At 66.7% G+C, this 12,246-nt stretch carries 11 protein-coding genes and 1 pseudogene; 9 read left to right on the top strand and 3 right to left on the bottom strand.

The features are described from left to right. Nucleotides 1-2: 2 nt before the first annotated feature. On the top strand, nt 3-2,162 hold the full coding sequence (locus tag D9V29_RS10455) for a RecQ family ATP-dependent DNA helicase (protein ID WP_121673272.1): 2,160 nt from the start codon (nt 3-5) through the stop codon (nt 2,160-2,162). Here the strand turns inward: D9V29_RS10455 and D9V29_RS10450 are convergent. Together D9V29_RS10450 and D9V29_RS10445 are read right to left on the bottom strand one after the other, a co-directional pair. Then, the gene (locus D9V29_RS10450; protein WP_183084982.1) at nt 2,140-2,655 is read right to left on the bottom strand and encodes an 8-oxo-dGTP diphosphatase; all 516 of its coding nucleotides are present in this window, start codon (nt 2,653-2,655) and stop codon (nt 2,140-2,142) included. The genes D9V29_RS10455 and D9V29_RS10450 overlap by 23 nt on opposite strands. A 150-nt stretch (nt 2,656-2,805) precedes the next feature. Continuing rightward, on the bottom strand, nt 2,806-3,186 hold the full coding sequence (locus D9V29_RS10445; protein WP_121673270.1) for a TraR/DksA family transcriptional regulator: 381 nt from the start codon (nt 3,184-3,186) through the stop codon (nt 2,806-2,808). Between the two features lie 129 nt (nt 3,187-3,315). Here D9V29_RS10445 and D9V29_RS10440 point away from each other — a divergent pair, with 129 nt between their 5' ends. The 8 genes from D9V29_RS10440 to D9V29_RS10405 all read left to right on the top strand — a co-directional run bounded on the left by D9V29_RS10440 (nt 3,316) and on the right by D9V29_RS10405 (nt 11,934). Further along, a complete protein-coding gene (locus D9V29_RS10440; protein ID WP_121673269.1) occupies nt 3,316-3,663 on the top strand; it encodes a hypothetical protein in 348 nt (115 codons plus the stop codon). A 217-nt stretch (nt 3,664-3,880) separates the two neighbouring features. After that, nucleotides 3,881-4,201: a GIY-YIG nuclease family protein gene (locus D9V29_RS10435; RefSeq protein WP_121673268.1), complete on the top strand. Its 321-nt coding sequence runs from the start codon at nt 3,881-3,883 to the stop codon at nt 4,199-4,201. Between the two features lie 43 nt (nt 4,202-4,244). Next, nucleotides 4,245-6,458, top strand: coding sequence for a DUF6049 family protein (locus D9V29_RS10430; protein ID WP_121673267.1), 2,214 nt, complete (start codon nt 4,245-4,247; stop codon nt 6,456-6,458). Beyond that, nucleotides 6,455-8,083 (top strand): murein biosynthesis integral membrane protein MurJ, encoded by a 1,629-nt coding sequence (gene murJ / locus D9V29_RS10425; protein WP_121673266.1) that lies wholly within the window; start codon nt 6,455-6,457, stop codon nt 8,081-8,083. Before D9V29_RS10430 ends, murJ begins: the two co-directional genes overlap by 4 nt. Nucleotides 8,084-8,152: 69 nt before the next feature. After that, complete coding sequence (gene trxB, locus D9V29_RS10420) at nt 8,153-9,127, top strand: thioredoxin-disulfide reductase (RefSeq protein WP_121673265.1); 975 nt, start codon at nt 8,153-8,155, stop codon at nt 9,125-9,127. A 29-nt stretch (nt 9,128-9,156) separates the two neighbouring features. Next, nucleotides 9,157-9,480 (top strand): thioredoxin, encoded by a 324-nt coding sequence (gene trxA, locus D9V29_RS10415; protein ID WP_121673264.1) that lies wholly within the window; start codon nt 9,157-9,159, stop codon nt 9,478-9,480. Nucleotides 9,481-9,580: 100 nt separating this feature from the next. Next, a complete protein-coding gene (locus tag D9V29_RS10410) occupies nt 9,581-10,945 on the top strand; it encodes an aminotransferase-like domain-containing protein (protein ID WP_121673263.1) in 1,365 nt (454 codons plus the stop codon). A 35-nt stretch (nt 10,946-10,980) separates the two neighbouring features. Continuing rightward, nucleotides 10,981-11,934 carry a D-alanine--D-alanine ligase family protein gene (locus tag D9V29_RS10405; protein WP_121673262.1) on the top strand — a complete coding sequence of 318 codons (954 nt, stop codon included), beginning with the start codon at nt 10,981-10,983 and terminating at the stop codon, nt 11,932-11,934. 22 nt (nt 11,935-11,956) lie between these two features. Here the strand turns inward: D9V29_RS10405 and D9V29_RS10400 are convergent. Then, nucleotides 11,957-12,246 (bottom strand): annotated as a pseudogene (locus D9V29_RS10400) (ParB/RepB/Spo0J family partition protein); the annotation flags it as partial.

Below are 12,246 nucleotides of genomic sequence, written 5' to 3'. Positions count from 1 at the left end.
GCATGATCGACACCCGAACGGACACCCGCGCCGCCGCCCTCGAGATCCTGCGCACGCTCGTCGGTTCGCCTGACGCGGACTTCCATGAGGGCCAGTACGAGGCCATCGAAACTCTCGTCGCCGAGCGGCAGCGCGCGCTCGTCGTGCAGCGGACCGGGTGGGGCAAGTCGGCCGTGTACTTCGTCGCGACCCTGCTGCTGCGCCGCCAGGGTGCTGGCCCGACCCTGCTCGTCTCGCCGCTCCTCGCGCTCATGCGTGACCAGGTCGAGGCCGCCGCCCGCGCCGGGGTGCGCGCCGTCGCAATCAACTCCGCGAACCCGCACGAGTGGGGTGACGTTCTCGCCAAACTCGACAATGACGAGGTCGACGTTCTCCTTGTCTCACCCGAGCGCCTCAACAACCCGCGATTCCGTGAAGAACAGCTGCCCAAGCTCATTCCGCGCACGGGCCTGCTCGTGGTCGACGAGGCACACTGCATCTCCGACTGGGGTCACGACTTCCGGCCCGACTATCGCCGCCTCCGCGACCTCATCGCCGAGATGCCGCACGGTGTTCCCGTGCTCGCGACGACCGCGACCGCCAACTCACGCGTCGTCACCGATGTCGCCGAACAGCTCGAACACGCCGGCGGCGAACCGGTCGTGACGATTCGCGGCCCGCTCGCGCGAGCATCCCTGCGTCTCGGGGTGTTGCGGTTGCCAGACGCCGGTGCCCGGCTCGGCTGGCTGCTCAGCCACCTCGGCGACCTCACCGGCTCGGGCATCATCTACGCCCTCACCGTCTCGGCGGCCGAAGACACCGCGCGGCTGCTGCGCGAAGCGGGGCACGAAGTGCAGGCGTACACCGGACGAACGGATGCCAGCGACCGCGAGGGACTCGAACAGGCCCTCAAGAACAACGAGGTGAAGGCGCTCGTCGCCACGAGTGCGCTCGGGATGGGGTTCGACAAGCCCGACCTCGGTTTCGTCATCCACCTCGGGGCGCCGTCCTCCCCCGTCGCCTACTACCAGCAGGTCGGTCGCGCTGGCCGAGCCGCCATGATCGCCGGCAGGGCCGCGAGTGCCGACGTGCTCCTCCTGCCCGGAACCGAAGACGAAGCGATCTGGCAGTACTTCGCGACCTCGTCGATGCCAGACGAGAAGAAGGCCCTCGCCGTGATCGACGAACTCACCTTCGAGGGAGCGCCGCTCTCCACCCCCGCACTCGAGGCCCGAGTCAATCTCAAGCGCAGCCCGCTCGAACTGCTGCTCAAGGTGCTCGACGTCGACGGTGCCGTTCAGCGCGTCACCGGCGGCTGGGTTTCGACGGGCAAACCGTGGGTGTACGACGCCGAGCGCTACGAGCGCATCGCCGCCGCACGCGTGCAGGAGCAGAACTCGATGCTCGAGTACGAACGCACGAGCGGATGCCGCATGGAATTCCTCCAGCGCGCCCTCGACGACGACACCGCCGTAGCCTGTGGCCGATGTGACAACTGCGCAGCCGCGGCGGGGCAGCCGGCCTGGTACCCGAGTGATGTGCGGGAGGAGGCATCCGGCCAGGCGCAGAAGTCCCTCAGCCGTGTCGGAGTCGCTCTCGAGCCCCGCGCCATGTGGCCGACCGGTGCCGACAAGCTCAGCGTGCCGGTCAAGGGCAAGATCGCTCCGGAGCAGCGGGTGGAACCCGGCCGTGCTCTCGCCCGGCTCACCGACCTCGGCTGGGGCGGCACGCTCCGCGACCTGTTCTCACCCGGGACCCCCGATGCGCCGGCGAGCCCCGCTCTGATAGCCGCGTGCATCCGGGTACTGGCGGAGTGGGGGTGGGACGAACGACCTGCTGCCGTCGTCAGTGTCCCGTCGCGTCGCCGGCCGCAGCTCGTCGACTCCGTCGCGCGGGCACTGTCCGAGGTCGGCAAGCTGCCCTACCTCGGCTCGCTGAGTCTCGTGAACGGTGGACCTTCCGGCGAACCCGGCGGCAACAGCGCGTACCGTCTGGCCAGCGTCTGGGACCGGTTCGGTCTCGAACCCGAGCTGGTAACCGCTCTCGAGGGTTACGCGGGTCGCCCCGTTCTGCTGGTCGACGATCTGGTCGACAGCCGCTGGACGATCACGGTCGCCGGCCGCCTGCTTCGCGGCGCCGGGGCATCCGCTGTTCTGCCGTTCAGCCTCGCTGTGCAGGCGTAACGGGCAGATCGCCGTCGACCACCGTCGACAGGTCGGCGCCGAACACGAAGCGGCGTTCGCACCATATGCCGTCGAGGGCATCCGGCAGCCAGTGCTTCGCGTCGTCCCACATGCGATCGAACGGGATGCCGTCGACCGGGTGCCAACGCAACAGCAGCTCGTCGGATTCGACGATGTCACCGCGCCAGACGCGGGTCGCGAACACCCACGAGACCTGGCTCCATGCCGGCCTGTGCGGGAACTCGTATCGGATGCGACCGAGCGGCGTGAGGTCCCCCTCACGCACGGAGAGTCCGGATTCTTCGAGCACCTCACGGATGATCGCCTGCGCGGGCGACTCGCCCGGCTCGAGCTTTCCCCCCGGTCCGACCATCTTTCCGAGGCCGAGGCCCTTCTTCTTTTCGCCGAGAAGCACCTCGTAACCCCCTGAAGCGGTTACACGGAGGATGTAACACACGCAGACCTCGGGGAGGTCGGGGAGTGCGGCTGTCATGGTGCGAGCGTACGCGCTGATTGGTGCACCGACCATCGCCGGGCGGGTCGGGAATCACTTCGGGCGGAGAATCGTGGAGTCCGTACTCTATAGGTCGACGGACCCGCGGATTCTCCGCCCGAATGTCGCCCGTTCGTCGGCGGAGGGTGACTAGTGGCGCTCTTCAGCCCGACGGGCGCAATCGATGCACAGCTCGGCGGCGGGGCGAGCGTCAAGGCGAGCGCGGGCGATCGGATTGCCGCACGAGGTGCAGATCCCGAAGCTGCCGTTCTCCACCCGCGCGAGCGCCTTGTCGATGACGGTGAGCTCGCGGGCCCCGGCCTCCTGTAGACCAGTGAGGCGTGACCACTCGGAGGCGATCGTGGGGCCTTCGGGGTCGTGTTCGTCGTCGGACTCTCCGTCGCGGGCGACCCGCACCTCGGCCAGGGACGTCTCGTGGTGCGCGGTCTGCTCGAGCAGTTCAGCGCGTTGTGCTTCGAGCACGGTGCGGAAGTGCTCCAGGGTGGACGCGTCCAAGCGTGAGTTCTCCATGCCCCATCGTCCCACGCGACCGGCCACGCAGGCGGGATTCCCCACGCGTGCTCGCGTCTCGGCAGCTCCCAGTTTGGAAGGCGTACGCTTTAACGCGCACTCGGCGAGACCTGGAAAGGGGCCGAATTCATGACTACAACGCCCTTCGACCTCGATCGCCTGCGCCGTTACGCCCGCGACGAACTCGACGTTCTCATCGAGAACCGCTGCCGCGCCGGCGAGGACCCGTATGACTTCATCCACGATCTGCCGACGGTCGATGAACTCGTGGTCTACGAATTGCGATCGGACGCGCTCGATGCGCGCGGGCTCACGACCCAGTACACGATGGCCCGGTACGCGGCAAACAGCAACCGGCCCGACGCCGATACCCACCGCCACAACGTCGCGAAGCTCGAGTACGACCTCCTGCGCGAAATTGCGCTCGAGCATCCGGATCTCACCCGCACCATCTGGACGATGATCGGCGAGATCTAGCGCGCCTGCCGAGCACACGTTTTCATCCACTGCGGACCAATACACCCGGTACGCCGGGTGTATTCGTCCGGAACGGGTGAACAGGCGCCGGCGGGACTGGGGCCGGCCAGACCGACCGCTTCGGGGGCGGATCCTCCACACCCCCTCCAAGAGGCGGGTTGTCCACCGCCAACGGCTTCAGCCGCGACACCGACCCGACCCGCGGCATCCTCGATCCATGCCGTACATGTACATCCTTCGTCGTTCCGACGGTTCGCTGTACACGGGGAGCACCTGGGACCTGTCCCGCCGCATGAACCTGCTCGATCCTGGCCTCGATGCGGCGAAGAGCAGCCGGCGCCACGCGCTGGAACTCGTGTATTTCGAATACTTCGACCGACTCGACGCGGCTTTCTACCGCGAGCGCGACGTCCATGCGTGGAGCCGGCGGAGGAAGGCGGCCCTCATCGCCGAAGGTCCAGGCACTCGGGTGCCTGCACAACAAGAGCACAGCGCACTCCGGAGTGGCTGGCGGCCGCCGCCCAGCGTGCCCCCGTAGAATCAGGTCTCATGCTGGCGAGGCCCTGTGCCAGCGAGAGCCTATGACCAAGAATCGACTGCCGAAGACACTGCGCGCCCTTGTAGCCACCGCGGTCGGTTTGGTGTCCCTTGGTATCGGGACAGGCGCTGCAGCGGTCGAATCAGCCCCTGCGGTGACCCTCTCTCCGGCATCGATGGCCGTCGCCGAAGACGACGTCACCGTCGACATCAGCCAGTCGGCCGGTTTCCTCACCGGTGCCAGTGCCCTGACCCTGACGGTCACGGTCGAAAACTCGACGGAAGCCGAACTCGTCGCGGGGACACTCGCCATCCAGTCGGGTGTCAGGGCAATCGAATCCCGCACCGAACTCACCGACTGGCTCGCAGGAACGGGCAAGACCAGGAGCGACCGTGCGGTCACGACCGTTGCCGTCCCCGCGCTGGGACCCGGGGTGCGCCACACGGCCACCCCGATCACCATCAGCGCTGACATCCTCGGCCTGCCGGACCAGGCGGGTGCGTATCCCCTCGACGCGCAGTACACCGCCGACGCGACAGTGGTCAACGCGCCCGAAACCATCGTCTTCACCCCGGATGCCACCGACCGCCCCCTCGGCGTCGCGGTCGCCGCCCCGATCACCGCACCTCCCGGCAGTACGGGCTTACTCTCCGCCGACGCCCTCGCGCAGCACACGCTGCCGGCCGGAGTTCTCACACGCCAGCTCGACGGCCTGATCGACCGACCCGTCGCCCTCGGCATCGACCCGATGATCATCGCGTCGATTCGTGCACTCGGCAGCGCCGCACCGGCATCCGCCGTGAACTGGCTTGACCGGCTCAGCCGCGCCACCAACGAAACCTTCCCTCTCCAGTTCGCCGACGCCGACGCCAGCGTCCAGGCGCAGGCGGGCCTTGCCGGCCTGCTGAACCCGACGAGTCTGCTGTACAGCCTCAACCCCGAGAACTTCACCGAGCCGGTCACACCTGACGACGAGACCACACCCACCGACCCGCTCGCCACCGAAGACCCGCAGGGAACACCTGACCCGACCGACCCGACGGCGACACCCTCGCCGACCCCGGAGCCGGGCGAGCCAACACTTCCCACCCTCGCTGAACTGACTGAATGGCCGTACACGACCACCGGTGTCGTGTGGCCGGACAGAGACACCGTCCGAGCTGCCGACCTGCCCGTCTTCTCCGCCTCAGGCGCAACGACGACCATCGTCTCCTCAAGCAACGTAACCACCGAGAAGGGTTACACCCCGGGAGCCGCGGGGACCGCAGGCGACGCGTCGGTCCTCGTGACGGATGCCGTGGCATCCGCCGCCCTGCAGCGCGCGGCGACCGCAGGCACCACCGAGCAGCAGCTCGACGCCCTCGCCGACCTTGCCGGGCAGTTGATGGTGATCGCGTCTGAAGAAGACGCACCAGCGCGCACCCTTCTGCTCACTCTCGACCGGGAGTGGCCGCCAACCGGTTCGCGCCTCAGCGACGCCATCACGGCCCTCAGCGCGATGCCGACGGTCAGCTCCACCGCGCTGAGCGCAGCAGGCGCGCAGCGGGCCGAGGCTGTGGCGATCGCAGACGCCCCACAGTCACCGGAGCGGATTGCCCTGGTCAAGCGGCTCACCACCCGCGAAGCGAACCTTGCTTCCTTCTCGACCATGCTCGCCGAACCGGCGCTGCTCACCGGCCGCGAGCGCGCCGAAATCCTGGCCCTCCTCGCCGTGAGCTGGCGTGACGACAACGACGGCTGGACAGCCGCGGCTTCGGCCCACGACACGCAAACCACCACGACCCTCGAATCGGTCTCCATCGCCGCGACGAGTCCGATCCTCATGGTGAGCAACCAGTCCTCGCTGCCGTTCTCGGTGCGCAACGAACTCGACTACCCCGTCACGGTCGTGCTCCAGGCCTCGAGTTCAAGCCTCAAACTCAATGTCAACTCCTCGGTCACGCAGGAGATCCCCGCCAATGCCCGCGAAACGGTGCGCGTCCCCGTTGAAGCACGGCTCGGCAACGGTGAGGTGACCGTTCAGCTGCAGCTCTATTCGCCGCAGAGCGCCGTCATCGGCGAGAGCGCGCTCGTCCCCGTCACCGTCCGGGCTGACTGGGAGGGCATCGGCGCCGCCATCCTCGTCGTCCTCGTCAGCCTCCTCTTCATCGGTGGCCTCATCCGCACCGTCCGCAAGCGCCGCTCCGACCCGCGAGCGGCATCCGAAACCACCGACTCGGATGCTCCGGCGACCGCTGACGACACAGGGAAACGATGACCACGAAGACCGACACCGGCGGCATCGGGCGGGCCAGCCTCTTCCTCGCGAGCGGGACGATGGTCTCCCGCATCCTCGGCTTCGTGAAGGCGATGCTGCTCGCCGCCACGATCGGCCTCGTGAGCAGCAAGAGCGCCGACGCGTTCGGCGTCGCGAACCAGCTCCCCAACACGCTCTACGTCATCATCGCCGGAGGCGTTCTCAGCGCCGTCCTGGTGCCATCGATCGTCCGGTCGATCGTGCACGCGGATGGCGGCCGCTCGTACGCCAACAAACTGCTGACCCTCACCCTCGTCGTCCTGCTCGGTGCAACAGCACTGGCGGTCATTCTTGCGCCGTTCCTGGTTCACCTGTATTCGTTCCGGCTCGACCCCGAAGCGAGGGCTCTCGCCATCACCTTCGCGTACTGGTGCCTCCCGCAGATCTTCTTCTACGGCCTCTACACGGTTCTCGGCGAGATCCTCAACGCGCACAAGCTGTTCGGTCCGTTCACGTGGGCGCCCGTCATCAACAATGTCGTCGCGATGGCGGGTCTCGCGCTCTTCATCCTGTTCTTCGGCGCGGATCCCAACGGCACGCGGCTCGTCACCGAGTGGACACCGGACATGATCACCCTGCTCGCCGGCACCGCCACGCTCGGTGTTGCATCGCAGGCACTCGTGCTCTTCCTGTTCTGGCGGCGGATCGGGCTCCGCTATCGCCCCGACTTCCGCTGGCGGGGCATCGGCCTGCGGGCGACGGGCAAACTGGCCGGCTGGTCGTTCGCGATGCTCGCCCTGACCACGCTCGCCGGCCTCATCCAAAGCAACGTGGCGCTCATCGCCTCCGGCAACGGTCCGTCGACAGCGACCCTGCAGAACGCCTGGCTCATCTTCATGCTGCCGCACTCGGTGATCACCCTGTCCGTGGCGACCGCCTACTTCACCCGCCTCGCCGAGCACGTCCGCGAGAACCGCACCGACGAACTCACGACGGATGTCTCGGCAGCGGTCCGCCAGATAACGCTCATCATCGTGCTCGCCACCGCGGGGCTCATCGTGCTCGCCTTCCCGTTCGCGAGCCTGTTCACCGGTGCATTCGAGGACACGGCAGCCATGGGCTTCGTGCTCATCGCGTATCTGATCGGACTCGTGCCGTTCGCTGTGCTGTTCGTCTTCCAGCGCACGTTCTACGCCCTCGGCGACACCCGCACCCCCTTCTTCTTCACCCTCGTTCAGGTTTCGGTCTACATCGCGCTCGCGCTGGCGTGTTCGATGCTTCCGCTTCGGTACATCGGCCTCGGCCTCGCGATCTCCATGTCGATCTCGATCATCGTCCAGATGGTCACCGCGGGGATCCTGCTTCGTAAGCGCATCTCCGGACTCGGGATGCCACGGATCGTGCGGAGCCTCTCCACCTACTCCGTCGCCGCCGTTCCCGCCATGGCCGCCGGTGCCGGGCTCGTCTGGGCCCTCGGTGGGTACAGCGGCGGGTGGGCGCTGGCATCCGTTCTCGGCGCGCTCGTGACGATGGCCCTCGTCGGTGTCGTCATGAGCGTCGTCTACGCCGGTGTACTCATCGCCCTGCGCTCCCCGGAACTGCGCGAGGCGATCCTGCCGGTAACCCGGCGACTGCGCCGTCGTTAACAGGCGCGCGGAATATCAGCGAACTAAGATGTGTTCCACTCAGCGACTCACATCTTCCAAGGAGCATCTGTGCGCAACGTCATCATCATCGGGTCGGGTCCTGCCGGCTACACCGCCGCTATTTACGCGGCACGAGCCAACCTGAACCCGGTGCTGCTCGCCTCGAGCGTCGAAGCCGGCGGTGAACTGATGAACACCACCGAGGTCGAGAACTACCCCGGTTTCCCCGAGGGAATCCAGGGCCCCGAGCTCATGACCAAGATGCAGGAGCAGGCAGAGCGTTTCGGTACCGAGGTCATCCTCGACGACGTCACCGAGGTATCCCTCGGCGGCGAGGTGAAAACCGTGAAGACCGGGTACTCCGGTGACTTCGAGGCGGCATCCGTCATCGTCGCGACCGGAAGCGCGTACCGCAAGCTCGGACTCGCCGACGAGGAGCGCCTGTCCGGCCGCGGTATCTCGTGGTGCGCCACGTGCGACGGCTTCTTCTTCAAGCAGAAGACCATCGCCGTCGTCGGCGGCGGCGACTCGGCCATGGAAGAGGCGACCTTCCTCACGCGATTCGCATCGAAGGTGTACGTCATCCACCGCAAGGACACCCTGCGCGCATCCAAGATCATGCAGGACCGGGCGTTCGCCAACGACAAGATCGAGTTCATCTGGAACTCCGAAGTCGTCGGGATCTCCGGTGAGAACGCCGTCGACGGCGTCACCCTCAAGTCGACCGTGGACGGCACCGAGAGCCACCTCGAACTCGGCGGCCTGTTCATCGCGATCGGTAACGACCCGCGCACTCACCTGTTCCACGGCCAGCTGGAGCTCACGCTCGACGGCACCATCGCCGTCGACGGACGCTCCTCACGCACGAACCTGCCGGGTGTCTTCGCGGCCGGCGACGTGATCGACCCGACCTACCGCCAGGCCGTGACCGCAGCGGCATCCGGAACCGTCGCCGCTCTTGACGCCGAGCACTACCTCGCGAGTCTTGAGCAGGAAGCGAACCACAACCCCGAGATCGCGTCAGCGGTCGCGGCGACTGTCTAATTTCGACCCATCCACAAAGGAGATAACGCATGTCAGCACGCTCAGTATCCGAAAGCACTTTCGACGCAGAGGTCCTGCAGAGCGCTCGCCCGGTCCTCGTGGACTTCTGGGCCGAATGGTGCGGCCCGTGCCGCATGGTGTCGCCGATCCTCGACCAGATCGCCTCTGAGAACGTCGACAAGCTCGACATCGTCAAGGTGAACGTCGACGAGAACCCGAACCTCGCCATGCAGTACCAGATCACCTCCATCCCTGCGATGAAGGTGTTCAAGAGCGGCGAGGTCGCTCAGACCATCATCGGTGCAAAGCCCAAAGCAGCCCTCGAGGCCGACCTGGCCGCCTTCCTGGCGTAGCCCGACGACCCTCGAACTCGACCCGTCCGGCACACGCCGGGCGGGTCTTTTCGTTTAACCCAGGAGCATCCGACGGGTCACGCCGTCCGCGCCCCGCTGCATGGCCCGATACGATCAATTAGGAACCAGGAACGGAAGAACAGTGTCAGAACCAGGACTTCGCCAAGCATCCGGCAACAATCTCGACCCGTGGTACGGCGCATACGCCGCCCGGACGGCCGGGTTGGCCGCCAGCGAGGTCCGGGCCCTGTTCGCCGTCGCCAGCCGTCCTGAGGTCGTCTCACTGGCCGGTGGGATGCCGTTCGTCTCCGCTCTTCCTGAAGACCTCGTGACGGATGCCATGAATCGCGTCATGCGTGAACAGGGCCCCGTCGCGCTCCAATACGGCTCAGGTCAGGGCGTCCAGAAGCTCCGGGAGCAGACCCTCGAGGTCATGGCGCTCGAGGGCATCGAGGGCAGTGCGTCCGATGTCGTCATCACGACCGGCAGCCAACATGCGCTCGAGCTGTTCAGCAAGCTGTTCATCGACCCGGGTGACGTCGTCATCGCCGAGGGCCCCAGCTACGTCACCGCGATGGTGATCTTCAAGAGCTACCAGGCCGAGGTCGACCACGTGCCGATGGACAACGAGGGGCTCATCCCGGAGGCGCTGCGCGAGCACATCGCCCGCCTCAAGGCCGACGGCAAGACGATCAAGTTCCTCTACACGATCCCCACCTTCCACAATCCGGCCGGCGTGACCCTGTCTGAGGCGCGCCGAAGCGAGATTCTCCAGATTGCACGGGAAAACGACATCCTCGTGCTCGAGGACAACCCGTACGGACTGCTCTACTTCGACCAGAAGCCTCCCGCTGCTCTTCGCTCACTCGAGAGCGACGGTGTGGTTTACCTCGGCACCTTCTCGAAGACCCTCGCTCCCGGATTCCGGGTCGGCTGGGCCCTCGCACCGCACGCTATTCGCGAGAAGCTCATTCTCGCGAACGAAGCCGCGATCCTGTGCCCGTCGTCATTCAGCCAGCTCGTGATCTCGCAATATCTGGAACAGGCCGACTGGAAGGCCCAGATCAATACCTTCCGCGGGGTCTATCAGGAGCGCAAGGAGACGATGCTCTCGGCCCTGGGTGAGTACCTTCCTGATTTGACCTGGACCGACCCCACCGGTGGCTTCTACGTGTGGCTCACCCTACCGGAACGGCTCGATTCGAAGGCCATGCTGCCGCGCGCGGTCAAGGAACTCGTCGCGTACACCCCGGGAACGGCCTTCTACGCCGACGGGGACGGTCGCAGGAACATGCGCCTCTCGTTCTGTTACCCGACGCCGGAGAGCATTCGTGTCGGCATCCGCCGCCTCGCCTCGGTCATCAACGGTGAGCTCGACCTGCTCGACACGTTCGCCGGCACTGGGAGCCTCACGAGCGCACTCTCACGCGGCCCGTATACGGCTCCGCCACCAAACATGTCCTGACGTCCCGCATACAGACCCACAGAAAAGGCCTGATCATGACCACTTTCCACAAGCTCGACATTGTTGTGCTCGCCGGCGGGATCTCGCACGAGCGCGATGTGTCACTTCGGTCCGGCCGCCGCGTGGCCGAGGCGCTCAAGGCCGCCGGCCACACGGTGACCCTCCGTGACCCCGATGCCTCGTTGCTGACCGCACTCACCGACAACGCTCCGGATGTGGTGTGGCCCGCTCTCCACGGAGCCAGCGGCGAAGACGGCGCGCTCCAGGCCCTGCTGCGTGCCAGGGGCATCCGTTATGTCGGCTCTCATCCCGAAGCGGCTGGGCTCGCCTGGTCGAAGCCGACCGCGAAGGTGCTCGTTTCACGTGCCGGGATCGCAACGCCGGAGTGGCTGACGCTGCCGAACGGCACCTTCCGCGAACTGGGCGCCAACGGCGTGCTCGCTGAGGTGCTGCATGGGATCGGTGCTGCCGCGGTCGTGAAGCCAGCCCAGGGCGGCTCTGCGCAGGGTGTGACGATCGTGACGGATGCCGCGGATCTCCCACGCGCGATGGTGGACGCCTACACCTACTCCGATGTTGCCCTGATCGAGAAGAAGATCGAGGGCACGGAGCTCGCGATCACCGTGATGGACTCAGGGCACGGGCCCGTCGCGCTTCCGGCCGTCGAGATCGAGCCGCTGTCGGGTATCTACAGCTTCGAAGCACGGTACAACGCCGGTGAGACGACATTCTTTGCGCCGGCACGGGTATCCGAAGAGGTGGCCGAGCGTGCGGCGGCGGTCGCTGTGCAGGTACACGAGTTGCTTGGGCTGCGTCACATCTCGCGGATCGACGTGATCGTCGACGCCGAGGGAGTGGTGTGGTTCCTCGAGGCCAACATGCTGCCAGGCCTCACGGAGACGTCGCTCGTGCCGCAGGCGATCGAGGCGGCCGGACTCACCCTGGCGTCGGCATACAGTGCGCTCGCTGTTGCGGCGGCCGCTGAATAGTTCGCGACCGCCACTGGTTCCGCTACGCGCCGTAGACCGGTTCGCCGATCTCGCCGAGGATCCGGTTCAGGTCGGTGATCGTCGCGAAATCGATCGTGACCTGGCCTTTCTTGGCACCGAGGGTGACCTTCACCCGGGTGTTGAGACGGTCGCCGAGGCGTTCCCCGATCTCGTCGAGATGTCCGTGACGGGCGCCGGACGCCGGCTTCGGCTTCTTCGGCGCCAACCCCTGGGCGGCGGCGGCTTCTGCGGCCCGCACGGAGAGATCTTCGTTGACGATCTTGTCGGCGAGGCGCTGCATCGCTTCCGGGT

The sequence above is a fragment of the Mycetocola manganoxydans genome (assembly GCF_003667545.1).
Classification (GTDB): Bacteria; Actinomycetota; Actinomycetes; order Actinomycetales; family Microbacteriaceae; genus Mycetocola_A; species Mycetocola_A manganoxydans.
Note: the sequence above shows the minus strand (reverse complement) of the source record. Positions and strands in the feature narration are given on the sequence as shown.